The following is a 26063-nucleotide window of genomic DNA, read 5'->3' as shown; positions in this document are numbered from 1 at the left end:
ATTGGTGTTTTGTCTGGAATGTCCGTTATGCTTGATCTCGCTGCTTTTGAAGGAAACGAAGCTGGGAGACCGGTGGAAGTCCTGAAAAAGAAGTTGCGCGCGAGTGGCGGAACGGCAGACGCGCTGGCTTCAGGTGCCAGTATCCGAAAGGGTGTGGGGGTTCAAATCCCCCCTCGCGCACGCAATTGAAAGAGCCCCGGTCTTAGGATCGGGGCTCTTTTGTTGTTTCCCCCAACTGGGTCGCATTAGTGCGCGTTTAGACGGCTCTAAACGCGCACTAATGCGACTCAGTTGGGCTGCGAAGCGGGAGGTCAGCCGCGCGGCGAACCCTTGAACCGGCGTCGTGAATTGCTCAGGTGAAGGCGCATCGCTGCGGCGGCAGCGGCTGGGTCGCCGTCGGCGATGGCTGCGTATATAGAGGAGTGCTCGTGGACCACTTGTTCGAACCGTTCCCGCGAGTCCTGCTCTTCACTGCCCAGGAGGCGCGTGCGTGGCATGGTGATCATTGTTTGACCCAGCGCGGTGATGCAGTCCGTATAAAAGGGATTGCCTGACGCTGCAGCAACGGCCCGGTGGAATTCGAAGTCAGCCTTCATGGAGTGGGCCGGGTGGCCCGAACTCGCGGTGAATTGCTCCAGTGCACCATGCACTGCCTTCAATTGATGGCCCGTGTGGTTCAGGGCCGCCAAGGCTGCTGCTTCGGTCTCCACGCCGATCCGGAAGTCGAGCATCTGCAGCCGCTCTTCCATGCTGGATACCGGACGGGTTCCGGGGGCCTGCGTAGGGCCGTCGGCCGGCGGGGTCAGTGCGAAACTGCCCCGCCCACGTTCAGTTTCGACAAGTCCTTCAGCCTGCAGGCGGGTCAGGGCGGAGCGGACCACTGTCCGGCTGACACCGAATTCGCTGATGAGGGTATTTTCGCTGGGGAGTTTCTCACCTGGCTGGATGACGCCGTCGACGATGCGGGTGCGAAGGTCGGCGGCGAGATCCGCGGTCAGGTTTCGGTTCATGGATTCAAGATTACGCGCCGAATTCCACGGATTCGGTGGTCCAGGCGCGGGCCTGCCCGCTCAGCGTAACGCCCAGTCCGGGGCGGTCCGGAACGATCATCCGGCCATTTTTGGTCTCCAGGCGTTCCTCGAAGAGGGGATCCAGCCAATCGAAGTGCTCCACCCAGGGTTCCCGCGGATAGGCAGCGGCCAAGTGCAGGTGGATCTCCATGGCAAAGTGCGGAGCCAGGCCAAGACCGCGCTCATCCGCAAGGGCAGCGAGGCGCAGGAACTGGGTGATGCCGCCAACGCGGGGTGCATCGGGCTGGATGATGTCGCAACTGTTGGCGTTGATAAGGCCCTTGTGTTCCGCCACGGAGGCCAGCATCTCGCCCGTGGCGATGGGCGTATCCAAAACCTGGGCAAGGTGCGCATGGCCCTCAAAATCGTAGGCGTCCAGCGGCTCTTCGATCCAAATGAGGTTGAATTCCTCAAGCTGGCGGCCCATGCGCAGGGCAGTCGCACGGTCCCACTGTTGGTTGGCGTCCACCATGAGCGGTACGTCCCAGCCGATGTGCTCGCGGACGCCGGCCACGCGACGGAGGTCCTCCTTGGAATCCGGGAGGCCAACCTTGATCTTGATGCCACCAATGCCTTCTTCAATGGACTGCGTCGCGCGTGCCTTGACCTCTTCCAACGTGGCGTTAAGGAAGCCGCCGGAGGTGTTGTAGGTCTGCACGGAGTCGCGATAGGAACCCAGCAGTTTGGCCAGGGGGAGTCCGGCGCGTTTGGCTTTGAGGTCGTAGAGCGCGATGTCGATGGCAGCCAGGGCCTGGGTTGCAACGCCCGAGCGGCCCACAGAGGCTCCGGCCCACAGAAGCTTGGTGTAGATCCTGCCGATGTCGTTGGGGTCCTCGCCAATGATGCCCTCGGCAACTTCCTTCGCGTGGGCGTACTGTGCGGGACCGCCGGCGCGTTTTGAGTAGCTGAACCCCACGCCGCTGTGGCCTTGCTCCGTGGTGATCTCGGCGAAGAGGAACACTACTTCGGTCATCGGCTTCTGGCGGCCCGTGAACACTTTGGCGTCGCTGATGGGCACGGTGAGGGGCAAACGGGCCGTTGACAGTTTGATGTGGCGAATGAGATCTACAGGGCTCATGGTTCTCCTAAGGTGCGGGCATCTTTGCCTGAAACTTAGGATACAAGTCATTAACTTGTAGTACAAGAGATTATGTTCCGCAAGCTCTGGCACGCCGTCAGGCCGGTGCCTAGACTGACAGCACAATCGGCGGAGCTCCCGCAGATGGCGGGGACGTGTTCCGCCGGAACCTGATCCAGGGAGCATCATGCGTCACTCAAACCACAGCACTGTCATAGCTCGGGGCGGATTCCTGCGCCGAGACCCGTCACAGCCCCGAACCAGGGCTGTGCGCCGCGTCTTCGCGGGCGTACTCGCCCTTGTGCTCGCGGCCTTCTTCGGCCCCGCGCCGCTGGCCTCTGCCGCCCGGGCCACGGATTACCTCATCCCCCTGCCTGGAGCCTCATCGGCCGAAGGAATTGCCGCAGGCGCAGGAACGACGTTCTACGCCGGAGACCTTGGAAACGGAGACATCTTCCGCGGCGACATCCGCCAGCAAACGGCGTCACTTTTCATCGACGTGCCTGATGGCAGGGCCGCCGTCGGGATGACCGTGGATGTGGGCAACAGCCTGTTGTTTGTCGCTGGGGGTGGGACCGGGCAAGCTTACGTCTACAACACAGATACGGGCCAGACGGTCGCCGTGCTCCAACTGACCACCGGCCCAGCGTTTATCAACGACGTCACTTTGACTTCTGAAGGCGCCTGGTTCACGAATTCCGTGGCCGCTGAACTGTACCTTGTTCCGGTCGGGCGCGACGGCGAACTCGGCAGTGTCCGGACACTTTCTCTGTCCGGTCCCGCAGCTGACACCTCGTCGCAGTTCAACCTCAACGGCATCGCGGCAACTCCGGACGGCGAGAGCCTCATCGTCGCCCATTCAGGAAACGGCGCTCTCTACACGGTCGACCCTGCTACGGGTGCAAGCGAAATAATCGAGGGCGTCAGCGTTCCCGCCGTCGATGGCATCGTAGTTAAGGGCAACCAGCTTTGGGCGGTGCAGAATATGCTCAACCAGGTCAGCAGGTTCGTGTTGGACGATGACCAGGAATCCGGGAAGCTGAAGGGCGTCATCACCAGTGACCTCTTCAAGACTCCAACGACGGCGGCCCTGTTCGGTGACACGCTCGCCGTGGTGAACGCAAAGTTCTTCCAGCCGGGGTCCACAACGTTCGAGGTTGTGGTGGTTGGCGCCCGCTAGGCACGGGCGGAAGGGGCCGCAGACGACCCCCTCAAAACTACCCCCGCAGCGCGCCGAACCCGGTGATCAGCGCCTCAAGCCCCAAACTAAAAGCAACATCGGTCGGCCGTGGATGGCGCTCCAAGGCGAGTCTGTCCACGGCGGCCGTGAAGTTGGGCACCTGGTCCGCAAGCGAGCCGGCGTCGAAAATGTCCTCCGGCGCGGTGACGTCGTATGCGGCCCCGAACACGAAGGCCTCCAACGCAACAATCGCCGAAATGATCTTCTCTTCCGGAAACCCGGCGTCGCGGAATCCGGCGGTCACGGCCTCGTACATCGCCAGGGTCTTCGGGGCGTTAGCCACCGGCAGTACGGCAATAACGGGGATCAGCGGCGTGTGCTGCGAAAACACATCCCGGTAGGACCACGCCCAGCGGCGCACGGCCACATCCCACGGCTCCACACCAAAAGCGGACACATCAACCATCGCGGCCAAGTGGTCCTCCACCAGCAAGAGCACGTCGTCCTTGGAGGCTACGTGGTTATAGAGGGCGGATGGCGCCACGCCCAGCGAACGTGCCAGGGCTGCCATGGTGAGTCCGTCGTAACCCTTGCTGCTGATTAACTCCAGGGCCGCCGTCGTGATGCCGTTCTGGTCCAGGATGCGTGCCATGGGCCGTCCGGCGCGCCGCCGCGACTTGCTGGCGGAAGCTGGGGCAGCGCCCGGCTCGGGTTCGGGAGCGGGTGTGGGTGCGGGCATCGGAAGCCTTTCTGCTGCCTGTATCTCCAGCATTATTCCATCGGGTCTTCCCACTCGCGGACTTGGCGGCTATTATCAAATATAAATGAATGGCATTCATTTATTGGTCAGCCACCACGGACGGCCACGGAGAGGACATCATGCAGAATCTTGATCGCGACGTTGTGATCGTCGGTGCCGGACCGTCAGGGTTGACGGCGGCACGCGAACTGAAGAAGGCCGGACTCAGCGTCGCAGTGCTCGAAGCACGCGACCGCGTGGGCGGCCGCACCTGGACCGACACCATTGACGGCGCCATGCTGGAAATCGGCGGCCAGTGGGTTTCCCCGGACCAGACGGCCCTCATGGACCTGCTGGACGAGCTGGGACTGAAAATGTACCCGCGCTACCGCGACGGCGAGTCCGTCTACATCGGCGCAGACGGCAAGCGCGTCCAGTACACGGGTGACACCTTCCCCGTTAACGAGCACACCAAGGCCGAGATGGACAAGCTCGTTGCCATCCTGGACGGGCTCGCCGCGGAGATCGGTCCCACCGAGCCCTGGGCGCACCCCAAGGCCCGCGAACTGGACACCATCTCCTTCCACCACTGGCTCCGTCAGAACTCCAACGACGAAGAAGCCTGCAACAACATCGGCCTCTTCATCGCCGGCGGCATGCTGACCAAGCCTGCCCACGCCTTCTCTGCGCTGCAGGCCGTCCTCATGGCCGCTTCCGCTGGGTCCTTCACACACCTGACGGACGAAGACTTCATCCTGGACAAGCGGGTCATTGGTGGCATGCAGCAGGTTTCGCTGCTCCAGGCAGCCGAGCTGGGTTCCGACGTCGTGCTTAACAGCCCGGTTCGCACCATCAACTGGGACGTCGACCGCGTGACGGTTGAGTCTGAGCGAGCCACGGTGAACGCGCGGTACGTCATCATGGCGGTGCCGCCAAACCTGTACTCGCGTGTTTCCTTCAACCCGCCGCTGCCGCGCCGCCAGCACCAGATGCACCAGCACCAGTCACTGGGCTTGGTCATCAAGGTTCACGCTGTTTACAGCACGCCGTTCTGGCGCGAAGAAGGCCTCTCGGGCACCGGTTTCAGCGCCGGCGCCTTGGTGCAGGAGGTCTACGACAACACCAACCACGGCGACTCCCGCGGCACGTTGGTGGGCTTCATTTCCGATGAAAAAGCCGACGCCGTGTTCGAGCTCAGCGCCGAAGACCGCAAGAAGGCCGTCCTCGAGTCCATCGCCGGCTTCCTCGGCGACAAGGCCCTCACCCCCGAGGTCTACTACGAATCAGACTGGGGCTCCGAGGAATGGACCCGCGGCGCATACGCCTCCAGCTACGATCTCGGCGGCCTGCACCGCTACGGCAAGGACCAGCACGCCAACGTCGGACCGATCTACTGGTCCTCGTCGGACCTCGCCGCGGAGGGCTACCAGCATGTGGACGGCGCGGTCAGGATGGGCCAGGCAACCGCTGCCCGGATCGTCGAGGCCAACAAGTTGAGCGCGCTGCCGGTCGGCTAGGCAAAGCGCCTGGGACACGCGCCGAGATGGCACTTAACACCCATGTTCGCGCCTGGCATTGGTGTTAAGTGTCACCTCGGCGCGGGTTGTCCGGCCCTCGGCACCCCTGCCGCTCGCTCCGCTTCTATGAGTGCTTGGGCCAGACGCTCGACGGCGGCCTGGTAGTCAGTCCCGGGTGTCACCCGGCAGCGTTCAGCCTCCCGCATGGCGCGGGCAAGGGCAGCTGTCTCGGCCATCCTGACGTCCGTCATTGCCGGGAAATCTATTGCCTGCCCGGGATCGAGTTCGTAGCGCTGCCACTGCTGGAGGACGCTCGCGTGGCGTGCGGCAGTTTCGGCAAAACCACGACGACGCCGGGGCTCGGCTGCGTGGAGACGGTCAACCTTGCGGCTGGTCGCCAGCGTTGCTGCTGCAGCGGTCATCCCGACGAAGACCATGATCAGTCCGGCCGGCGCCCATTCCACTGCGGGAACCAGGATGGCCGGAAGAATCACGACCAGGCCGGCGAAGAGATCCCAGAAGATCGTGTCCGGTTCCGGGCCGCGCCCATGCGTGAGTTTTCTGTGGAGGACGAACGTTGTTGCCGCTGTTGCGAGCACCAAGGCTAGGCCCCACAGGAGCATCATGGCGGGCATTGGACCACCTCCAGGCGAGTACGCGCTGCTGTGATTTCAGTATGCGCCAGAGTGTTCCCACGCTGCCACTCTCTGGGTCCAGGGGCGTAGCCTAGGGCCCATGAGACTGAAAATGTGCAGCATCCACGTCAAGGACCCCGCTACGGCCCATGCTTTCTATACGGAAACGTTGGGCTTCGAAACCCTGATGGCCATGCCCGAGCACAACCTCTTCATTATTAAGGATCCCGGCGCGGACAACAGTGCAGACAACAATTCCGTGGGACTCCTGCTGGAACCCAGCGACAACCCGATCGGCGCCAACTACATGAACGCAGTGCACGACGCCGGCCTCCCCGCCATCGTCTTCGGCGTACCGGATGTGCAGGCCGAGTATGAGCGCTTGGTTGCAGCCGGCGTGACGTTCAAGGGCGAGCCCTCCGAGGATCCTTCCGGCATCAGCGCAGTGTTCGACGACGGCTGCGGCAACTTCGTGCAGCTACACCAGGACTAGTTAAACAGCTGTGGCCGGGACCAACTGGTCCCGGCCACAGCCAGCTCAAACTATGCGTGATCGCGTTTTGACGTCTTCGGGGCATCGCGCTTGGCCGCTGCGTTGTCCTTGGCTTCCTTGGTGGCTGCCTTCTTCGCAGCCTCTTCCTTGACGCGCTGTGCTTCGGCGCGGACGGCGGCGTGCGTGGCGCGCTCCACAACCAGCCACTGCGGCGGAGCCTGCAGCAGCTCGGTGATTTCCGCCGTCGTGAGTGCTTCTTCGACGCCACCGCGGGCCAGGCCGCTGATGGAGACGTTCAGCTTCTGTGCCACTACCGGGCGCGGGTGCGGGCCGTTGCGGCGGAGCTCGGCGAGCCACTCCGGCGGGTTGGCCTGGAGTTCGGCGAATTCTTCGCGGGAGATGGACGAATCCTGGAACTCCTGGGGTGTCGCGGGCAGGTAGATGCCGAGTTTCTTGGCAACGGTTGCCGGTTTCATGGACTGGGAGTTCGAGGACGTCATGCTTCAAGGGTATCTGGCCGGTACTGTGAGTGTGTGCCAGACGCTGAAGAATCCGCCCAAATAACCGAGCCCCCGAGCGAGCTTCGCTTCGCTTATGTTGCGGGTGTGACGCCTGGGAAATGGATCCGGCGGTGGGAAGAGCGGATGCCGGACGTCCCGTTGCACGCGTTCATGTCCGACGACGGCGCGCAGCTTTCGGTTTTGCACGACGGTTCCGCTGACCTTAGCTTTGTTCGGCTGCCCGTGGACCGGGAAGGCCTGAACGTCATTCCCCTGTATGAAGAGCAGCCGGTGGTGGTCGCTCCCAAGGGACACGAGATCTCCGTGTTTGAAGAGGTGGCGCTGGAGGACCTGTCCGAGGAGAACTTCCTGGACGTGGAGGAAATGGGCGGGCCGGATATGGCCTTGCAGGTGGTGGCTTCCGGGGCCGGGTTGGCCATCCTGCCCATGTCAGTGGCCCGGCACCTGAACAACAAGCAGACCGTGATGCGGCTCCTGACCGGCGCTCCTGGAACTCAGATTGGCCTCGCTTGGCTTGCGGGAACAGATAGCCCGGTGATTGAGGAATTCATTGGGATCGTGCGCGGCCGGACGGCGCAGAGTTCACGCCAGCCGTCGGCCCGGCAGGAGAAGCCGAAGAAGGCGCCCAAGCCGGATCGCCGTGGGAGCGGGGCCAAGAAGCCCGCCGTGGCGCAGCGCTACGCCCCGAATCCGGACAAGGGCCGTGGCAAGGGTTCGCGCAAGAAGGGCAAGCGCTGATGCTCCTGCCCGGTTGCTCCGCGATTTTGCGGCCTGGAGCACTGCAATCGGCGAAAAGTCGCCGTGCGGACTGAGGCAAGTGGGATGGAGCGCAGCGAATCCCTGCTATTCGCCGTGGATCGCGGCCTGTTGCTGCTCTGACCTGTTGAGGTAGGCGAGCAGAAGGTCCCCGGCGCGCTCCAGGTCGCCGGATTCGAGTGCCGAGCAGATCTGCTCGTTTTCCTTTAGCCAGTCGCTGTAGAAGTGCGCGTTCATGGTGGCCTTGTGGAAGTAAAGACGCATCTCAGCGAGCACTTGGGCCATGATCGAGTTCAGCCTCCCGCTTTCGGCCAAGGCAACGATGGCCCCGTGGAAATGCTGGTTGGCGCTGCCGAGGCCTTCGTTATCGTCTGCCGCTGCTGCGCGCTTTCCCTCCTCGACGGCGGCCCTCACCGCGGCGATGCGCTCTGGAGAGCCGCCGGCCCGGATGGAGCTGACCTCGATGGCCCTGCGCACGGTGTAGACATCGTGAATGTCGCCAGCTTCCAACGTGGCCACATAGACGCCCCGGTTCGGTTGCCGCACCAGCAGACGCTCGCTGGCCAGTTCGGCGAATGCTTCACGGACGGTGTTGCGCGATACCCCCAGGTCCTCGGCGATGGTGGCTTCCGTGAGCTTGGCACCTGGCACGAGGAAGCCCTCGGCCAGTTGGTAGCGCAGTTCTTCGGCAACCCTCTCGGCAACCGAAGGTACTCGGAGGCGCATGCGGGCGCCAGCGCCGTCGATGCCGGCTTTTCCCCGTGGTTCCTGATCTGCACTGGCCATGACACCAAAATTACACGATTGCCAAAAATCAGGATCGCTGGATTGTTGAACAATCCGGAAATCTGGTGCATCCTTGATGTAACGCACATCACGAGGCAGGAATCACACCATGGCAGTCATCGACCTGAACAGCGACGTCGGAGAGTCCTTCGGACGTTGGACGCTGGGCGACGACGCAGCCATGTTCGAATCCGTTTCCAGTGCCAACGTTGCGTGCGGATTCCACGCTGGCGACCCCAGCGTTATTCGCAGCACCTGCAAAAAGGCGGCTGAGGCCGGCGTCGTGATTGGCGCCCACGTCGGCTACCGGGATCTTGCAGGATTCGGCCGTCGCTTCCTGGACGTTGATCCCATGGAGCTGGCCGACGACGTCGTTTACCAGATCGGGGCCCTGCAGGCGCTGGCTGCCACGACGGGTGCGGGCGTCCAGTACGTGAAGCCCCATGGCGGCCTCTACAACGCCATCGTCAAGCACACGGCGCAGGCAAAGGCCGTCGTCGACGCCGTGAAATCGGTTGACCCCAACCTTCCGATCCTCGGCCTTCCCGGTTCCGAAGTCCTGCGCCTCGCTGAGGAAGCCGGCCTTCGTGGCGTTGCCGAAGCGTTCGCGGACCGCGCCTACAACCCGGACGGAACCCTCGTCTCGCGCTCACAGCCAGGCGCCGTCCTGCATGACCCCGCCGAAGTGGCGGAACACGTTTTGCGAATGGCCACCGAACAGTCCGTCAGGACGATCGATGGTTCCATCCTGAAGATCCGCGCAGAGAGCATCTGCGTGCATGGTGACTCACCGGGGGCCGTCGCGATGGCCACTGCAGTGAAGTCCGCTCTCGACGACGCCGGCGTCAGCATCGGCTCGTTCCTCTAGACCTGTTTGAACCAGGCCCCGCAGCACACCCCTCATCCCCCCGGAGGAAACCATGACCAGCACCAACGCAGCCAAGGCCGTGACAAGGAAGCCACCGGCCGGCGCCCTCAAGGCATACATAGCCAGCCTCACCGGCACATCGCTTGAATACTATGACTTCGCTATCTACTCCGTGGCTTCGGCCCTCGTCTTTCCCAAGATCTTCTTCCCCGGCAACGACGAGTTCGTTGCACTGTTGCTCTCCTTCTCAGCTTTCGCGGTGGGCTACTTGGCCCGCCCGATCGGCGGCGTCATCTTCGGGCGTTTGGGCGACAAGATTGGCCGCAAGTACGTCCTGGTATTCACGCTGGTGCTTATCGGCGTCGCGACCGTACTCATAGGTGCGCTGCCCGATTACTCAGTCATCGGCGTGGCGGCGCCCACCATCCTGGTTCTTCTTCGCCTCGCCCAGGGCATCGGGGTAGGCGGCGAATGGGGCGGAGCGGTTCTGCTGTCCAGTGAATTCGGCGACCCCAACAAGCGTGGCTTCTGGTCCTCCGCTGCACAGATCGGCCCGCCTGCGGGCAACCTGATGGCCAATGGCGTCCTCGCCATCCTGGCTGCTTCACTCAGCAACGAGGCCTTCCTTTCCTGGGGCTGGCGCGTCGCCTTCCTGGCATCCGCACTCCTGGTGGTCTTTGGCCTGATCATCCGCCTCAAGCTCGAAGAAACCCCGGTCTTCAAGGCAATCCAGGCCCACGGCGAACGACCCAAAGCACCCATCAAAGAGGTCTTCACCACTGAACCCAAGGCCTTGGTTTCAGCAGCGCTCTCCCGGGTCTGCCCGGACGTCCTCTACGCGCTTTTCACCGTGTTTGTTGCGGTGTACGCCACCAAGCAACTTGGCATGACCACGGGTAATGTCCTGGCAGCCATCCTCATCGGATCCGCATTCCAGCTGTTCCTCATTCCGTTGGCCGGCGCTCTTACCGACCGCTTCAACCGCCGCCTTGTCTACGGCGTCACAGCGGCCGCCACAGCCGTCTATATTCCCCTGTTCTTCCTCATGATCCAGGGCAAGTCAGTGGTTATGTTGACCATCGGCACGGTGATCGGTTTGGCGCTGCACGCGTTCATGTATGGCCCGCAGGCCGCCTTCATCACTGAGCAGTTCCCAGCCCGCCTGCGCTATGCCGGCAGCTCCCTGGCCTACACCCTGGCCGGTGTGATTGGTGGAGCTGTTGCGCCCATCATCTTCACTGCCCTCTACGGCGCGGCATCCGGCGGCTGGTATTTGATCGCCGGGTACCTCGTCCTGACAGCCGTTGTCACGATCGTGGGTATGCTCCTGGGCCGGGATCCGAAGCCTGAAGAAGACCTTCGCCTGCTGCAGGAGTCGGCCGCCTAATTGGCGACGAAGCGGATGATGGAGACCGTGATGCAAACGACCACCGCGAAGCAAACGACCACCGCAAAGAGGGTCCGGTCCGTGCGACCCGTCGGCACACGTGCCGTCCTTGCGGAGCTGGATGGGCTGCAGGACGTACTGGCCTTGCAGGACATGCTCTACAAGTCTCCGCTCCCTGGCCAGGTAGACGTCCTGGCAGCAGCCGAAACAGTTATGGTCGTTGGCGAATCCGCAGCGGCAACCCGGGCAATCGGCGCCCGGTTGCTCGAACTGGAACTCGTCGCGACGGACGTTACCGATTCCGGGCTGGTCGTCATCGATACCGTGTACGACGGCGATGACCTCGCCGATGTCGCGGAGCTCACCGGGCTGAGCGTGGAGGGCGTGATTGCGGCCCACACCGGCCAGATTTGGACTGTTGCCTTCGCTGGCTTCGCTCCCGGATTCGGCTACATGGTGGGCGAGAATGAAGTCCTCACGGTTCCCCGCCGCCCTTCACCCCGCACGGCTGTTCCCGCTGGATCCGTGGCCCTCGGCGGCCAGTACTCGGCTGTCTATCCCCGGCGCTCTCCCGGCGGTTGGCAGCTGATTGGCCGAACGGGAGCCCGGATGTGGGACCTCGACCGTCCGCAACCGGCCCTGGTTCGGCCCGGTGACAGGGTGCGGTACCGGGTTGTTCGGGAGGTTGTCACGGCCAGTGCGGCGCATCAAGCTGAACCCGACTCGGATCACCACACGGACTCCGGCTTACGGGTACTCAACCCCGGCGCTCAAAGCCTTATCGAGGACCTTGGCCGCAGAGGCTATGGGGCTTTGGGGGTCTCGGCGGCCGGCGCGTTGGATCGGGCATCGGTCCGGCGGGCCAACCGTCTTGTCGGCAACAGTTCGTCGGCCGCAGCCATCGAAACCGTCAATGGCGGGCTTACGGTCGAGGCAATCGGCGACCAGGTGATTGCCGTGACAGGTGCGCCCACCACCCTAACGGTCCAGTCGCCGTCGTCGGTTGAATTCGAAGAATCTGACGGCGGCATCCGGGACGCAGTGCGCAGCGTCCCCATGGCTGCTCCATTCGCGTTGCTCGACGGCGAAGTCCTTACTGTTGGACCGCCCGAGGCCGGTTTCCGGAACTATGTTGCAATCCGCGGTGGCATAGCGGTTCCCGAAGTCCTGGGGAGTCGTTCGGCCGATACGATGTCGGGGATCGGACCTGCGCCATTGGTGGTCGGGCAGGAGCTCCCGGCGGGCGACGCCACGGCGTCTACTGCGGTTGGAAGCCCGGAGCTGCAACCGGAATTTCCGGGTGCCAATGTCACCGTTCTCGATGTGGTTCCCGGACCCCGTGCTGATTGGTTTGATCAGTCCGCCATCGAGTCCCTAACAAGCCAGGAATGGCTGGTCACACCACAATCCAACCGCGTGGGCATGCGACTGGACGGTACTCCTCTCCAGCGCGCCCGCGAGGGTGAACTTCCCAGTGAGGGGACCATGGCCGGTGCCCTCCAGATCCCGCCCGCCGGCCTCCCCGTGCTGTTCCTGGCCGACCACCCCATCACCGGTGGTTACCCCGTGATCGGCGTGGTTCGCGACGAACACCTTGACCTTGCCGGGCAGGTCCCCATTGGCGGACGGATCCGGTTCCGGATGGTCCCCGATTCCCCCGACTTCACCAAGACCCCAGAGAAGTGAGTATTTGATGCGAAAGGTCCTGATTGCGAACCGCGGAGAAATCGCTGTTCGAGTCGCCCGAGCCTGCGATGACGCCGGCATTTCGTCCGTGGCCGTCTATGCGGACATCGACGCCGACGCAATGCATGTGGGTGCCGCGGATGAGGCCTACAGCCTGGTAGGAAACAGCCCTGCTGAGACCTACCTCAACGTCGCGAAGCTGCTATCCGTTGCCAAACAGTCGGGTGCTGACGCCGTCCACCCCGGCTATGGCTTCCTGTCGGAAAACGCCGACTTCGCGCAAGCAGTCCTCGACGCCGGACTCGAGTGGATCGGTCCGTCACCGGAGTCGATCCGACAGTTGGGCAACAAGATCACGGCCCGCGAGATCGCTGTCCGTGCTGGTGCACCCCTTGTGGCCGGCAGCGACGGGCCGGTTGCCAATGCTGCTGAAGCCCGGGCTTTTGCCGAGGAACACGGACTGCCGGTGGCCATCAAGGCGGCCTTTGGCGGCGGCGGCCGCGGGCTCAAGGTTGTCCGCGAACTCGCCGAAGTGGAGGAGGCTTTCGACTCCGCAGTGCGCGAAGCCATCACAGCGTTCGGACGTGGGGAATGCTTCGTTGAACAGTACCTTGACAGGCCTCGGCACGTGGAAGCGCAGGTCATCGCGGATACCCATGGCAACGTCGTTGTGGTGGGTACGCGCGATTGCTCCCTTCAACGCCGTCACCAGAAGCTCGTGGAAGAGGCGCCTGCGCCGTTCCTCACCCAGTCCCAGCAGCAACAGATCTATGACGCAGCCAAAGCAATCGTCCGCGAGGCCGGCTACTACGGCGCCGGGACTGTCGAATTCCTCGTCTCCGCGGACGGGGCCGTGGCCTTCCTTGAGGTAAACACGCGCCTGCAGGTTGAGCACCCTATTACCGAGGAAACGGCTGGGATTGACCTCGTTCAGGAGCAGTTCCGTGTTGCAGCCGGCCTGCCCTTGAGCTTTTCCGAGGACCCCATCGCCCGGGGCCATTCCTTCGAGTTCCGCATCAACGCAGAGGACGTTGGCCGCGGATTCCTGCCTTCCCCGGGCACAGTGGCATCGTTCCAAGCGCCCACCGGCCCCGGCATTCGCCTGGACACCGGCGTCCGCGCGGGCTCGTTTATTGCACCGCAGTTCGATTCGCTCCTGGCCAAATTGATTGTTACTGGCGCCGACCGCCAGCAAGCGCTGCGCCGCGCACGCCGTGCACTTGCGGAAATGGAGATCACCGGACTGCCCACCGTGTTGCCATTCCACCGCGCCGTTGTGGAGTCCGATGACTTTACGTCCGTAGCCGGGCTGAATGTTCACACCCGGTGGATCGAGACGGACTTTGCAGATCAGATCCCCGTTGATTTCGAATACAACGTGGTTGCCCCTGGCGGCGTGCGGCGCACCATCACCGTGGATGTCGACGGCAAGCGGCTCGCGGTGGGACTCCCGGCTGATCTGCTGGAGGGTTGGGCCCGGTCAGGGCAGGCACTTCCGTCAGGCTCGGTGGTCACGGGGTTGCAGGGTGACTACGTGGGAGCCTCCGATTCAGGGGTAGCCCCGCCAGCGGAATCAGCCCTGGTCTCCAGCATGGCCGGCACCGTGGTGAAGTGGCTCGTGGAGCCCGGCACCGAGGTTTCTGCAGGCGATCCGTTACTGGTAGTCGAGGCCATGAAGATGGAAACGCAGGTGGCAGCCCACCGTGCAGGCACGCTCTCCGAGGTGCTCTCGGCACCCGGCGGCGTGGTGACCGCGGGAGCCGTATTGGCGCACATCCAGTAGTCCGGCTGGCTAAACCCCGACGGCGGTCCAGCCCTTCGCGGGGAGCTGGACCGCCGTCGTCGTGCGCGGTTGGTGAGGAGGGCCGCTGGGACGTCGCTAACCTGCTATTCCGTGGTGGGGCAGCAACGGATCAGCGGCCAAGCAACGAGGTTGTGGCTCCCAAAATGCTGTCCAACAGGGCGTTGCGGAACTTGCCCGAGGGGTCGTTGGTGGCGGCGAGGCTGCAGAAGTCCTCGAAGCGTGGGTAGAGAGTGGCGAAGTCGTACAGGCTTGGCGTGAAGAGCTTGCCCCAGTGTGGCCTCGCGCCGAAGGGACGCAGTGCTTCCTCAACATCCGGGAGTACCGCTTCCACCTGGGCCTGCAGTGGCTTCCATGTGAAGTGGAGGGCCACGCTTTGTTGCCGGTAGAACGGGCTGAGCCAGAATTCGTCGGCCGCTACTGTACGGATTTCGGAGATGAACAGCAGGGGTGCCAGCTTGTCCGCGAGCTCTCGGACAGCTTGAAGAGCCGCGGGTGCATGCTCCAGGGGCAGGAGGAATTCGCTCTGCAGTTCCTCACCGTTGCTCGGCGTGAATTCGTGGCGGAAGTGCGGCAGGCGGTCCAGCCATTTGCCGGGCTCGTCCAGCTGACCCGTGCAGTTCTCCGCCGACATCCCGGGCAGCGGGTGCAGAGCGGCAGTAGCCGCGCTTGCACCGAAGAGGTCGGGGAGGACTGGCTCGGTATCCAGGGCTTTGAACCACACCTGCGGGATGGCGTCTCCGGTGTAGTCCGTGAAGAAGCTGACGCTGTAGGCGGCCGACGCGATGTTCACGAAATCGGCCAGCGCCCGGTCCCACGGCAGCCCCGTGAGCACGCGCTGCCGCATCTGGTAGCTCGGCCGGACGGCCAGTTCCAGTCCGGTGACGATCCCCAGGGCGCCGAGTCCCACAACGCTGGCGAGGAATTCGTCGTCGTCCGGCCTAAGCGTCACCAGCTCGCCATTTGCCCGCACCAGGTCAATGCTTTCGACGGCGCCAGCCAAGGAGGGATTGCCGACGCCACTGCCGTGTGTCCCGGTTTGGATTGCTCCCGCAACCGAGATGTGGGGGAGCGAAGCGAGGTTGTGGATGGCATAACCCTGTTCCTCGACTGCCCGGCAGAGTGCGCCATAGCTGATACCGCCGCTGACTTTGACGGTGCCCGTGCCGGGATCAAGTGAGATTTCCTGGGGCAATGCATCCAGGAGAAGGTGCATGCCATCGGTGTCTGCGACGTTGTTGAACGAGTGACGGGAACCAAGGGCCTTGATCCGCGGCGCGTTCGCCACCAGCCCGCACAGCTGGTCCACTGAAGTGGGCCGCTGGACTTCTGCGGACGAATACTCAAGGTTTCCTGCCCAGTTCTTCATTGAATGATCTTCCCGGTTGGCTACTTGTTGGCTTCCGTAATTGTTAACGTTCACAACTAATTGCGTCAAGGGGTGTCCAACTGGCTGAAGCAGGTATCAGTCGGGCAGCGGGACGCGGGACGCTAGTCCTTCAGTGGGCGGCGGGCCAGCCATGCCGCTACAATCGCGCCGGAGATGTTGTGCCACAGCGAAAAGACGGCGGAGGGCAGTGCAGCCAGTGGACTGAAGTGCGCCGTGGCAAGGGTCGCGGCCAAGCCGGAGTTCTGCATGCCAACCTCGAATGCCAGGGCGCGGCGGGCTTTGTCATCCAGGCGGCCCAGTTTGCCGGCGAGGTAACCCAGGCCCAGCCCAAAGCCATTGTGGAGGACGACCGCCAGGAACACGATGGCGCCGGCTGCGACGATCTTGCTGGCGCTGCCGGCCACGACGATAGCCACGATCAGTGAAATCACGACGGCGGACGCCCACGGAAGTGCCGGCAGCACCTTCGCGACGAGCCTGGACAGGAAGAGTCGGGCGAGCAGGCCTGCGATGACCGGAAGCAGCACGGTCTTCACGATATCCAGCACCATGGCGCCAGCATCAATGTGCAGGAACGAACCGGCCAGCAGGAGAGTCAGGGCAGGCGTGACGACGGGAGCGATCAACGTGGAAACAGAGGCGACAGCCACCGACAGTGCGACGTCGCCTTTGGCCAGGAACGCCATCACGTTGGACGCCGTACCGGACGGTGCGCAGCCCACAAGAATAAGGCCGACGGCGAGCTCGGGCGGAAGCTGAAGCAGGACGGCAATCAACCAGCCCGCCCCGGGCATGATCACGTAGTGCGCCACGATGCCGAGTGCCACAGCCCAAGGGCGCCGCGCCACAGAAGCGAAGTCGGGCGGTGTCAGCGTGAGGCCCATGCAGAACATGATGACGCCCAACAAATAAGGAACGGCGACGCCCATGGGCTTGAACAGTTCCGGAAGCAGGAATCCAAGCACGCCAGCCAGCACAACCAGGAGTGGGAAAACCGTCACGGCTATCCGCGCGATCCTGGCCTCTGCCGCGAGAGCTGGGTTGACGGGAACCGCGGCCCCTGAAGTCTCTGTCTGGGAATTCGTTGCCTCAAGCATTTATCCATGCTCACATTGGTCCGCGGGCAAGACCGAGTTCGTTACTTTCAACTGGGCATATATGTCAGATGACCGCTGTTTCGAAGGCGTCGGGTCAGTCGTTCAGCTTTCCCGCGAGCCGTTCGCGCATCCGAACGCTTGCCTCGTTCAGACCAATGAACTCCACCTCCCGGCCGTGATTCCGGTACTTCTCCGTGACGGAATCCAGTACCGCAATAGTTGATGCATCCCAAAGGTGCGAGGCGTGAAGATCGATCACCACGCGATCTATGCCTTCCGAGGAATCTTTTGCGTAGTCGAACTGGGTGTACAGATCATTGGACGAAGCGAAGAAGAGCTCGCCATCCACCGTGTAGGTGGCCACCGTTTCACCGTTGAGCTCCAGTTCCGTCCTCTCGACGGTAGCGAAGTGCGCCACCCGCCGCGCAAACAGCACCATCGCGGTCAAGACGCCGACGCCGACACCCACCGCCAGATTGTGCGTCGCCACAACGGCGGCAACAGTGATCAGCATGACGGCGGTCTCCGATTTGGGCAGGCGCTTCAAGGTGGATGGCCGAACAGAGTGCCAGTTGAAGGTAATCAGGGAAACGAAGATCATCACGGCAACAAGGGCCGCCATGGGAATCATCCCCACAACGTCGCCCAGGACAACCACCAGGACCAGCAGGAAGACGCCCGCCAAAAAAGTGGAAAGCCGGCTCCGCGCGCCGGATCCTTTGACGTTAATCATGGTCTGTCCGATCACGGCGCAACCACCCAGCCCACCAAGGAAACCTGTGACGATGTTCGCCACTCCCTGGCCCCAGGAAACGCGGGTCTTATTTGATCGTGTGTCCGTGATGTCGTCCACGAGCTTGGCTGTCAGGAGTGATTCCAGCAGGCCAACAAGGGCCATGGACAGTGCGAAAGGCGCAATGATCCGGAACGTTTCCAGATCCAGCGGGACATTGGGCAGGAAGAACCCGGGCAGGCTGTGGGGGAGTTCGCCTTTGTCGCTAACCGTTGGAACGTCGATGTGCCCCAGAACGGTAACCAGGGTGATGACCACGATCGCCACGAGGGGTGCGGGAATGGCCGTGGTCAGGCGAGGCAGGCCAAAGACCATGACGAGACCCACGGCAACAATCGGATAGACCATCCAAGGGACATTGAAGAGTTCGGGCATCTGCGAGATGAACACCAAAATAGCCAGAGCGTTCACGAAGCCGATCATCACCGACCGCGGAATGAAGCGCATGAGCCGGGTAACACCCAGGACAGCGAGGATGATCTGGAAGATACCCGCCAGGATGATCGTGGCGATCAGGTAATCGAGTCCGTACTCCTTCATCACGGGAGCGATGACCAAGGCGACAGCCCCTGTCGCCGCAGAGATCATGGCTGGTCGACCACCAACAAGGGCAGTCACGACGCCCATGGTGAAGGAAGCGAACAACCCGACCCTGGGATCAACGCCCGCGATGATCGAGAACGCGATGGCCTCCGGAATGAGCGCCAGTGCAACCACCAGTCCGGCCAGGGATTCCGTCAGCAGGCGGCGGGGCGAGCGGAAAGTCACCCGCAGTGACATGAGTTGCTCGGGAGTCATGGCGTCCTTACAGTGCAGTCTGGCGGTAACGCTCAATCTGCTTCAGACGCCGCTGGAGGCTATCGCGCCGCGGGTGCGGAACGACGTCGGGCGCCTCAGCGGTGAGGTCAATGTGTTCGGTTCCGTACTGCCACAGCAGGAGGTCATCCAGGAGGCGGTCGGGGCCCGGGGAGTAGCGGTGATCCAGGGCTTTGCGGACCTCCGTGATCCGGTTGGCGCTAAGGAGCCCCGCAAGTTCCACGGTTTTGGTGAGTCCGTGGGCGGCCAGGAGTTCGGCAGCCCACCCCCAGTCGTCATCAACTTTACGGTCAACGTGAGGCAGGAGCGTACGCCAGACGTCCCGCACGCGGTTGGGAGTCAGCGGGGAAGCACCCTCGCCGTGCAGGTCCCAGTAGCTTCGGACCTCTTCGTACCGCTCATGGAGGTCCGCGAAGGCACTTTCCACGGTTTCCAACATGGCCGCAGTGGCTGTGAACTGGCGGTCGAAATGCGGGGTCCATGCACGCGGATCCTCCGCCTTGAACCGGATATCGTGCTCGATCTCGCTCCAGGCGTGCGCAAAGACCGTGCGGATCTGGCACTCGAAGAAGTAGCTGCCGTTGGCAGGCATGTCCGGGTTGAAGACATGCTGATACTCCTTGACGGCCTCATTCTGGATGGTTCGCAGGATGAGGTGCCGGCTGGAGTAACCGTACGTGCCCGATTCGATGGAACCGATGTCCTTCTCGCGGTCTCCACGGCAGTCGAAGAGCTGACGCTGCCGCTTGATGATGTTGGCTACGGCTGCGTTCTCGGCAGGCAATTTGGTGATGACGCGGATGCCCACCATGTCATTCAAGGTGCGGAAAGGGTCCGGGAATTTGAGGACCCGTGGGCCGCCCGGCTCCAGAGGATCATCCGTGCGTGAGATTTTTTCGCGGAACGATTCCACTGTTTTGGTTCGTCCGGTAACAAACAGGGGAGTGACCTCGGCGTCGTTGAGCATGTCCCTTAGGGTCAGCAGCACATCCCGCGTGACCCGCTTCAGGGCAGGGCGAACACGCTCATAGAGCGCCACGTTCGCGTCCACTGCATCGCGCTGGTCCTGGTCCAGGCTGTCCCAATTGCTTGCCATGCCCCCAGCTTACGGGGCGGGCCCGACACTGGCGCGGGCCACCCGCCGTCGGGGTGCCCTAGCCAAAGTTGCGGGACGTCACGATAGGCTCGGTACAAAGGAGGGCGCAATGTTGCGGCACAAGTACAGCTACGGCGAACACCCCAGTCAATGGGGCGAACTCTTCATACCTGAACCGAACAACGGAAACCATCGCGGCGCGTCAGCCGTCAAGGGTGGTGTCGCGGTGGTGATCCACGGCGGCTACTGGCGCTCACAGTACGGCGCCGAGCTCGGCGAGCCCCTGGCCCGCGACCTCGCGGCGCATGGAATTACCGCGTGGAACCTTGAATACAGGCGGGCCGGCAACGGCGGTGGTTGGCCCCATACATTCGAAGACATCCTGGCCGGCATTGACCATCTCGCCGAAATCGCCGGAAAGCACGAGCTCCACCTTGGCAAGGTAGTGGCCTTGGGTCACTCCGCCGGCGGTCACCTGGCTGTGTGGGCCGCCGGACGGCAGCGCCTCTCGGCCATCGGAACGCCCGACGCCGACCGTCAACTGGTGCGTGCACCGGAGGATAATGCCGTCCACCTGACGGGCGTCGTCAGCCAGTCCGGCTTGCTGAACCTGGCTGCCGCCGAAAAACTGAACCTCAGCAACGGTGCCGTCTGCAACCTCATGGGCGGCGATTCTGCCAGATACCCCAAAAGGCATAAATACGCGGACCCCATGAGTTCCCTGCCTATTGATGTTCCGGTTTTCGCCGTCCACGCTACCGACGACGAGGACGTTCCGGTCAGCCAGTCCGAGGCCTACGTCGCGGCGGCAACAGCAGCCGGCAGCGCAGCGCAATTGCTGCGTGTCCCCGGGGATCACTTCGATCTCATAGATCCAAAGGCCGTTGCCTACAAGAAATGCCGCGAATTGGTACAACGCCTGCTCTCCTGAATCACTGGTAGCGCCCACCCTTCCTCTGGCAGAGTGGTCCCATGCTGACTGTGATTGGCGAGGCCTTGGTTGACGTTGTGCAGCGCCCCAGCGGAATCGAGGCGCACGTTGGCGGTAGTCCGCTCAACGTCGCCGTTGGCTTGGCGCGTTTGGATCACCCCGTGCAGTTCATCGGGCGTTTTGGCCAGGACGCGTACGGCGATTCCGTTGCGGCGCACCTGCGGTCCAGTTCCGTGATGGTCCCCCTTCCGCCCGACGGCAAACCCACGAGCATAGCCACGGCAGTGATCGACGACGACGGCGCCGCCACCTACGCCTTCGATCTCACCTGGGATTTGCCGGGCCTCGGCGAGCGGTTGCCGCTCATGCTGCAGGGAGCCACCTTGCTGCATACGGGTTCAATAGCCACGGCCTTGGAGCCCGGTGCCGCGGACGTGCTTGCCGCCGTCGAGCATGCCCACCCGAGCAGCACCATCAGCTTCGATCCCAACTGCCGCCCCAGCATCATTACCGATCGCGATTACGCGCGGAGGCAGGCCGAACGCTTTGTGGTGCTCTCCGACGTCGTGAAGGCTTCCGACGAAGATCTTGAATGGCTCTATCCGGGCGTTGATCCGCTGGAATCGGCGCGCCGCTGGTTGTCGCTGGGAGGTACGGGAGGACCCGCGCTGGTGGTGGTGACGCGGGGTGCGCGTGGTCCGTGGGGAATCACGGCCATCGGCGAGACCCAGGTCCCGGCGCCTAACGTGACGGTGGTGGATACGGTTGGTGCCGGCGATTCGTTCATGGCGGGGCTGCTGTCAGCCATAGTGGACCGCGGGCTGGACGGTGCGCAAAACCGTGGGGCACTCAGAGCCATGCCGGCTGAAACCCTCGCCGCCATCATGGATCATGCGACCCGTGCCGCCGCGGTCACGGTGTCCCGCGCCGGCGCCAATCCGCCCACGCGGGCTGAGCTCAACCACCGGGCTGTTGCCAGCTAAGACTGTTCTCAGCCAGAACATTTGCCGGTGTAGTCCGGCCAAGAGGAGGTGCGCATGCAAGACCACGAATTACAGGTTGCGAGCGAGTCATTCAACGACGGCGATACTCTCGGCCTCGACCAGCGGAGCGGGATTCTGGGTGCGGGCGGCAAGGACATATCTCCCCAGCTGAGCTGGAGCGGAGCTCCGGACGGAACCAGGAGTTTCGCGGTCACCATGTGGGATCCCGACGCTCCCGGCCCTGGGGGCTACTGGCATTGGGCCGTACTTAATATTCCTCCTGAGGTATCATGCCTTCCGGCCGGTTCCGGGGGCAAGGGCGGCCACGCGTTGCCTGCCGGTGCGTTCCAGTTAAAGAACGACGGCGGCCGCAGCGGCTATGTTGGGGCGGCGCCTCCCAGAGGGCATGGACCGCATCGTTACGTAGTGGCTGTACATGCGCTGGACGTGGAGGACCTGGGCATCGAAAAGGATTCCGAGGCGCGCATACTTGCCTCAGTCCTTCCTGCGCATACGTTGGCGCGCGGAACCATCACTGGCATGTTCGAGCGTTAGCTGCGGCATTTGGGTTCTCAACAGCCACGTAGACTGACATGATGCGCCTCGTAGCAAGTGATATTGACGGCACCATCCTCGGTCATGACGGCAAGATCAGTGATCGGACCGTCAAGGCATTCAAAGCATGCCGGGACGCCGGGGTGGCGCTTGTGTTCGTCACGGGCCGCCCCCCGCGGTGGTTGTACCCGCTCCAGGAACAACTGGGGCACAGCGGTATCGTGATCTGCTCCAACGGCGCGGTGGTCTGGGATCTGGAAACCGAGAAGCCCATTTCTTCCTGCACATTGGATATCACCTCAATTTTTGAAGCGCGGCGCATCATCAAGTCCTTGCGGCCGGATGCTTTGTTCGCCGTGGAAACGCTGACTGGTTTCCAACTGGAGCCGGGCTTCCTCGAGAACGAAACAAGCGAACTGCTTGCGGAGTTTACCCCCGCACCGCTGGACCAGACGCTGACGGCGGATGACGCCGTCGTGAAGTTCCTCGCCATAACCCGCAAAGGCACCCCGGACGAATTCCTTGCCGAAGTTCAGCCTGCCGTGGCCCATCTGGTCAGCACGACGCACTCGGCACCGCGCACCGCAATGCTCGAGATGTCCGTGCCCGGCATCAACAAGGCCGTCACCCTCGCGAAGTACGCCGAGTCTCTGGGGATCGACGCCGCCGACGTCGTTGCGTTCGGGGATATGCCCAACGACATCGAGATGCTCCGCTGGGCCGGCCACGGCTACGCGATGGCCAGCGGCCACCCGGAAGCGATCCTCGCCGCGGGGCAGCAGGCACCACACTTCGACGACGACGGCGTGGCGCAGATCCTCGAGGCGAAACTGACGGAGCAGACGGTCTAGCTACGTCCGGCACGAGGGATCCAGCACCGCACCGACTCGCGGTATCTGATGAACTCTGCACCAAACCGCTCTTCGAGATCGGCTTCCTCCAGCGGCCGGACGGCATAGTTCCACAGCAGAGAGCCGAGAACCGCGTAGGCGACTATCAGCCAGGACCCGAGGATAAGGCCAACCGCGGCACCTTGGGTAATGCCGGCAACAGCCATGGGATTGCGAATCCAGCGATACGGTCCGGCGATGACCAAGCGGTTGGGCATGGCTGAGGGCAACGGGGTGCCGGCTCCGAGCCAGGACATGGTCAGGGCGGAGGCCACGCCCAGCGCAGTTGCGAACGTCAGAAGCAGCGCTCCGACGGGCGCGGCCATCGGCGGAAATGGCAGGGACACTTCCCATCGCTGTTCGAGGAACGTCAGGGCCAAGGGGATCACAGCCAGGAAAAATCCCCAGAAGAGCATCATTTGGCCGATCGTTGCTCCCACGTTTGTTGTGGTGCGATGGCCAGTGGCTGAGCGGAAAGCGAAGGGCCCTTGGATGATCCAAGCCGTGGGAATCCCGCCCAGGAAGAGGACGCTGAGGGCGGCCAGGGAACAAGCGGCAGCGGCAATCATGATCAGAACGCCCGATCCTGCTTCAGTTGTCACCGTGGCGTAGACACCGAGGGCAATGGCGACGATTCCCGTCCAAGCAGTGGCCACCGCTGCGGCGGCCTTCACTCCGATTGCTGCAAGGGCGGAGGCGATGACGAAAAGTGGAACGTCAAAGGCCGCGACAACGACGGGATCGAGGCTACCGAGGGTTGCTTCCCGCACCACGGGTGACAGGAAGGCGGCGATCCACCACGAAAGACCGGCGGCTGCCTGCACGGCAAAATAGCTTCGGCACAGCAGCTGCAAGCCCGCTCTTCTACCCTGGCGTGGCTGCGTCACGGGTGGCGTTCACCCTGGCCTGCCAGCACGGCGCGGTAGCCCTCAATGTAGGTGGGGAAGGCGAACTCGAAGCCAGTTTCGCGCAGCCTCTGATTGGAGCAGCGCTTGTCCCCGGGGCCGCCGTGTTGGTCTTCCGACGCCCTTGGTGGTTCCGCGTTCCCCATTTCCAAAGCAAGAAACCGCATGACGTCGCCCATCTCGGCCGCGTGGTCGTCCACGCCCACGTAGACCGGATCCGGGTCCTGATCCATCGTGGTGAGGTGCACGATCATGGCCGCGGCGTCATCCCTGTGAACACGGTTGGTGTGCCGGGGCCGCGCCGGAATCACGGCTTGCCCTGACCGGACTTGGTCGATCAGTCGCGTTCGTCCCGGCCCGTAAATGCCGCCGAGCCGAAGGATGATGGGTTGAGTTCCCGTTCCCCGGGTGCGGGCAAGCAACATATTTTCAGCCTCCACCAGCACTTTGCCGCTGAAACGTGTGGGCTCGGTGGGTGTGGTCTCGTCCACCACCGCTCCGTCGGAGTCCTTATAGACGGCAGTGGAGGAGACGAACAAGATGCGTTCCGGTTCAACAGAATCACGATCCAAAGCGTCCAGAATATTTCGGAGGCCGTCTATGTACGCCGCCCGGTATGCTTCCTCGGTGGAAGAATCGGCGGCCACTGCGACCACGACAATGGTCACATCTGCCGGGATGACCGGGACTCCACGTGCGAGGTCCGCGCGAATGCCCTGGATCTCCGCGGGGAGCTTTTCCGGCGAGCGTCTGAGCCCGGTCACCTCATGGCCCAGGTCTGCGAAACGCAGTCCGGCTTCGGTTCCAAGGTCGCCGCATCCGGCAATCAATACAGTCATGCCACTAGTTTGGCAGCCCTGATGCTCCGCAAAGCTATCACCAACTTCCCAGTCTCCATACAACCCGCGTTCAACTTGCGCCCGTAGGCTCTCAGCCACAGACACGTTTTGCTTGTTGGATGTAGGGGAATCATGGCCAAGCGTAGGATCAACGATTTCAACACCGCTCCGTTGCGGCGGATCGAGCCGGATCACCACTGGAGGTCACTCCGTCAGGGCGACCGCGTTAGCGTCACGCTGACGCCCGGGTACGAATCGGCTGGCATAGTGGACGCCGTTACCGGCGACGCAACGGCAGTTTGGGTAGAGCTCGACGGCGGTCGCGGCCGTACGCTGGTGCACGTCAGCGATGGGGTGGCCGTGGTCCCACTGGAGAAGGTGACGGTCACCGACGAAGCGTAGGCGCCTATGCGCAATGGGCTACGCTTCGGGTGTGACGCTGCCATATTTCCTCCGCAAGGATGGCACTGTGGGCCCGGTGGCCTTTGCCCACCGGGGATTCTCCCTGCATGGGATGGAGAACTCCTTGACTGCGTTTAGAGCCGCGGTTGAGCTGGGCACTTTGCACCTTGAAACCGACGTACACACCACTTCAGACGGCGTCCTGCTCGTTTTCCACGATTCTTCCCTGGACCGGGTCACGGATTCATCCGGGCGGATCGCCGAATTAACGGCAGACGAGGTAGCCAAGGCCCGCATCGGCGGAGTGGAACCTGTGCCGACTTTTGACGAGCTCGTAGCTGCGTTTCCCGATGCCCGCCTGAACCTGGACGTGAAGGACTGGAATTCCGCTAAATCGATGGCCGAAGCTATCGAGAAGCACGGCATCCATGACCGGGTGTTGGTGACGAGTTTCTCCGACCGGCGTCGACGTGCAGTGTTGAAACTCCTCAGCCAGCGGACCGCTTCTTCGGCTGGCAGCACCCTGACCGCGCTTTTCGTACTTCTTGGATCCGTGCTGCCGGCGGGCCTGGCCCGCAAGGTGCTCACCGGCGTCGACGCTTTCCAGGTGCCGGTCCGGTACGGCCGGTTTCCGGTGGTAACTGCCGGTTTTGTTCGTCGCGCGCACCGCGTGGGCGTGCAGGTTCACGTCTGGACCATCAACGATTCCGCCGAGATGGAACGACTTCTGGACCTTGGCGTTGACGGAATAGTGTCCGACCGGCTGGATCTGCTGAAGGACGTCATGGTGCGCCGGGGGCAGTGGGTTTAGGGCGACGCTTCGCGTCGAAGTGGCATTTGATGACAGTC

The 26063-nt window shown here is 63.1% G+C and carries 26 protein-coding genes and 1 tRNA gene; 15 read left to right on the top strand and 12 right to left on the bottom strand.

The genetic code is table 11. The annotated features are described in order from the left end of the window. Positions 1 to 97 precede the first annotated feature (97 nt). Positions 98 to 180, top strand: a tRNA-Leu gene (locus tag J2Y41_RS17645). A 131-nt stretch (positions 181 to 311) separates the two neighbouring features. Here the strand turns inward: J2Y41_RS17645 and J2Y41_RS17640 are convergent. Together J2Y41_RS17640 and J2Y41_RS17635 are read right to left on the bottom strand one after the other, a co-directional pair. Then, positions 312 to 1010, bottom strand: a complete 699-nt coding sequence (locus J2Y41_RS17640; protein ID WP_309930374.1) for an FCD domain-containing protein — start codon at positions 1008 to 1010, stop codon at positions 312 to 314. A gap of 10 nt (positions 1011 to 1020) precedes the next feature. Continuing rightward, the gene (locus J2Y41_RS17635; protein ID WP_309930372.1) at positions 1021 to 2148 is read right to left on the bottom strand and encodes an L-talarate/galactarate dehydratase; all 1128 of its coding nucleotides are present in this window, start codon (positions 2146 to 2148) and stop codon (positions 1021 to 1023) included. Between the two features lie 187 nt (positions 2149 to 2335). Here J2Y41_RS17635 and J2Y41_RS17630 point away from each other — a divergent pair, with 187 nt between their 5' ends. After that, complete coding sequence (locus tag J2Y41_RS17630; protein ID WP_309930370.1) at positions 2336 to 3328, top strand: hypothetical protein; 993 nt, start codon at positions 2336 to 2338, stop codon at positions 3326 to 3328. A 37-nt stretch (positions 3329 to 3365) separates the two neighbouring features. Here the strand turns inward: J2Y41_RS17630 and J2Y41_RS17625 are convergent, their stop codons facing one another. Next, on the bottom strand, positions 3366 to 4100 hold the full coding sequence (locus tag J2Y41_RS17625) for a TetR/AcrR family transcriptional regulator (protein ID WP_224094527.1): 735 nt from the start codon (positions 4098 to 4100) through the stop codon (positions 3366 to 3368). A gap of 56 nt (positions 4101 to 4156) precedes the next feature. On the opposite strand from J2Y41_RS17625, the gene J2Y41_RS17620 reads away from it, so the two are divergent. Further along, positions 4157 to 5584 (top strand): NAD(P)/FAD-dependent oxidoreductase, encoded by a 1428-nt coding sequence (locus J2Y41_RS17620; RefSeq protein WP_224094528.1) that lies wholly within the window; start codon positions 4157 to 4159, stop codon positions 5582 to 5584. 71 nt (positions 5585 to 5655) lie between these two features. Here the strand turns inward: J2Y41_RS17620 and J2Y41_RS17615 are convergent, their stop codons facing one another. Next, positions 5656 to 6219: a hypothetical protein gene (locus J2Y41_RS17615; protein ID WP_309930366.1), complete on the bottom strand. Its 564-nt coding sequence runs from the start codon at positions 6217 to 6219 to the stop codon at positions 5656 to 5658. Positions 6220 to 6319: 100 nt separating this feature from the next. Here J2Y41_RS17615 and J2Y41_RS17610 point away from each other — a divergent pair, with 100 nt between their 5' ends. Further along, positions 6320 to 6712 carry a VOC family protein gene (locus tag J2Y41_RS17610; RefSeq protein ID WP_224165952.1) on the top strand — a complete coding sequence of 131 codons (393 nt, stop codon included), beginning with the start codon at positions 6320 to 6322 and terminating at the stop codon, positions 6710 to 6712. 50 nt (positions 6713 to 6762) lie between these two features. Here the strand turns inward: J2Y41_RS17610 and J2Y41_RS17605 are convergent, their stop codons facing one another. Further along, positions 6763 to 7212: a DUF5997 family protein gene (locus J2Y41_RS17605; protein WP_216924330.1), complete on the bottom strand. Its 450-nt coding sequence runs from the start codon at positions 7210 to 7212 to the stop codon at positions 6763 to 6765. 33 nt (positions 7213 to 7245) lie between these two features. Between J2Y41_RS17605 and J2Y41_RS17600 the strand changes: the two genes are divergently transcribed. Beyond that, positions 7246 to 7971: a LysR family transcriptional regulator substrate-binding protein gene (locus tag J2Y41_RS17600; RefSeq protein WP_309930361.1), complete on the top strand. Its 726-nt coding sequence runs from the start codon at positions 7246 to 7248 to the stop codon at positions 7969 to 7971. A 105-nt stretch (positions 7972 to 8076) separates the two neighbouring features. On the opposite strand, the gene J2Y41_RS17595 is transcribed toward J2Y41_RS17600, so the two are convergent. After that, positions 8077 to 8775: a GntR family transcriptional regulator gene (locus J2Y41_RS17595; protein WP_224165955.1), complete on the bottom strand. Its 699-nt coding sequence runs from the start codon at positions 8773 to 8775 to the stop codon at positions 8077 to 8079. Between the two features lie 109 nt (positions 8776 to 8884). On the opposite strand from J2Y41_RS17595, the gene J2Y41_RS17590 reads away from it, so the two are divergent. From J2Y41_RS17590 to J2Y41_RS17575, 4 genes are read left to right on the top strand one after another with little or no spacing between them, the layout of a single operon-like run. Further along, entirely contained in the window at positions 8885 to 9643 is a 759-nt protein-coding gene (locus J2Y41_RS17590) for a LamB/YcsF family protein (RefSeq protein ID WP_224094535.1), read from the top strand. A 52-nt stretch (positions 9644 to 9695) separates the two neighbouring features. Next, positions 9696 to 11030 carry an MFS transporter gene (locus J2Y41_RS17585; protein WP_216924323.1) on the top strand — a complete coding sequence of 445 codons (1335 nt, stop codon included), beginning with the start codon at positions 9696 to 9698 and terminating at the stop codon, positions 11028 to 11030. Between the two features lie 18 nt (positions 11031 to 11048). Then, entirely contained in the window at positions 11049 to 12716 is a 1668-nt protein-coding gene (locus J2Y41_RS17580) for a 5-oxoprolinase/urea amidolyase family protein (RefSeq protein WP_309930497.1), read from the top strand. Positions 12717 to 12723: 7 nt separating this feature from the next. Continuing rightward, complete coding sequence (locus J2Y41_RS17575; RefSeq protein ID WP_224094539.1) at positions 12724 to 14499, top strand: biotin carboxylase N-terminal domain-containing protein; 1776 nt, start codon at positions 12724 to 12726, stop codon at positions 14497 to 14499. A 130-nt stretch (positions 14500 to 14629) separates the two neighbouring features. Here the strand turns inward: J2Y41_RS17575 and J2Y41_RS17570 are convergent, their stop codons facing one another. From J2Y41_RS17570 to J2Y41_RS17555, 4 genes are all read right to left on the bottom strand, one after another. After that, positions 14630 to 15886 (bottom strand): D-arabinono-1,4-lactone oxidase, encoded by a 1257-nt coding sequence (locus tag J2Y41_RS17570; protein WP_309930356.1) that lies wholly within the window; start codon positions 15884 to 15886, stop codon positions 14630 to 14632. 122 nt (positions 15887 to 16008) lie between these two features. Beyond that, positions 16009 to 17004 carry a bile acid:sodium symporter family protein gene (locus J2Y41_RS17565; protein ID WP_309930354.1) on the bottom strand — a complete coding sequence of 332 codons (996 nt, stop codon included), beginning with the start codon at positions 17002 to 17004 and terminating at the stop codon, positions 16009 to 16011. Positions 17005 to 17098: 94 nt separating this feature from the next. Next, positions 17099 to 18595: a SulP family inorganic anion transporter gene (locus tag J2Y41_RS17560; RefSeq protein ID WP_309930352.1), complete on the bottom strand. Its 1497-nt coding sequence runs from the start codon at positions 18593 to 18595 to the stop codon at positions 17099 to 17101. A gap of 7 nt (positions 18596 to 18602) precedes the next feature. Beyond that, positions 18603 to 19709: a GTP pyrophosphokinase family protein gene (locus J2Y41_RS17555; RefSeq protein WP_216924310.1), complete on the bottom strand. Its 1107-nt coding sequence runs from the start codon at positions 19707 to 19709 to the stop codon at positions 18603 to 18605. Between the two features lie 109 nt (positions 19710 to 19818). On the opposite strand from J2Y41_RS17555, the gene J2Y41_RS17550 reads away from it, so the two are divergent. The 4 genes from J2Y41_RS17550 to J2Y41_RS17535 are packed head-to-tail and all read left to right on the top strand — an operon-like array spanning position 19819 to position 23029. Further along, positions 19819 to 20640: an alpha/beta hydrolase gene (locus tag J2Y41_RS17550; protein ID WP_224094542.1), complete on the top strand. Its 822-nt coding sequence runs from the start codon at positions 19819 to 19821 to the stop codon at positions 20638 to 20640. A 41-nt stretch (positions 20641 to 20681) separates the two neighbouring features. Then, positions 20682 to 21623 (top strand): carbohydrate kinase, encoded by a 942-nt coding sequence (locus J2Y41_RS17545; RefSeq protein ID WP_309930349.1) that lies wholly within the window; start codon positions 20682 to 20684, stop codon positions 21621 to 21623. 54 nt (positions 21624 to 21677) lie between these two features. Further along, the gene (locus J2Y41_RS17540) at positions 21678 to 22178 is read left to right on the top strand and encodes a YbhB/YbcL family Raf kinase inhibitor-like protein (protein ID WP_309930347.1); all 501 of its coding nucleotides are present in this window, start codon (positions 21678 to 21680) and stop codon (positions 22176 to 22178) included. 41 nt (positions 22179 to 22219) lie between these two features. After that, positions 22220 to 23029 carry an HAD family hydrolase gene (locus J2Y41_RS17535; RefSeq protein WP_309930346.1) on the top strand — a complete coding sequence of 270 codons (810 nt, stop codon included), beginning with the start codon at positions 22220 to 22222 and terminating at the stop codon, positions 23027 to 23029. Here the strand turns inward: J2Y41_RS17535 and J2Y41_RS17530 are convergent. After that, positions 23026 to 23955, bottom strand: a complete 930-nt coding sequence (locus J2Y41_RS17530) for an isoprenylcysteine carboxylmethyltransferase family protein (RefSeq protein ID WP_309930344.1) — start codon at positions 23953 to 23955, stop codon at positions 23026 to 23028. The two genes, J2Y41_RS17535 and J2Y41_RS17530, sit on opposite strands and share 4 nt — an antisense overlap. Beyond that, entirely contained in the window at positions 23952 to 24812 is an 861-nt protein-coding gene (locus tag J2Y41_RS17525; RefSeq protein WP_309930342.1) for an SDR family oxidoreductase, read from the bottom strand. The genes J2Y41_RS17530 and J2Y41_RS17525 overlap by 4 nt, the downstream gene beginning before the upstream one ends. A 132-nt stretch (positions 24813 to 24944) precedes the next feature. Between J2Y41_RS17525 and J2Y41_RS17520 the strand changes: the two genes are divergently transcribed. Continuing rightward, positions 24945 to 25214, top strand: coding sequence for a hypothetical protein (locus J2Y41_RS17520; RefSeq protein WP_309930340.1), 270 nt, complete (start codon positions 24945 to 24947; stop codon positions 25212 to 25214). A 13-nt stretch (positions 25215 to 25227) separates the two neighbouring features. Beyond that, the gene (locus tag J2Y41_RS17515; RefSeq protein WP_309930339.1) at positions 25228 to 26025 is read left to right on the top strand and encodes a glycerophosphodiester phosphodiesterase; all 798 of its coding nucleotides are present in this window, start codon (positions 25228 to 25230) and stop codon (positions 26023 to 26025) included. Positions 26026 to 26063 lie beyond the last annotated feature (38 nt).

Origin of the sequence: Arthrobacter sp. 1088, from assembly GCF_031455315.1 — a bacterium.
Classification (GTDB): domain Bacteria; phylum Actinomycetota; class Actinomycetes; order Actinomycetales; family Micrococcaceae; genus Arthrobacter.
The sequence above is the reverse complement of the archived record's forward strand: the minus strand, read 5'-3'. Positions and strand labels throughout refer to the sequence as shown.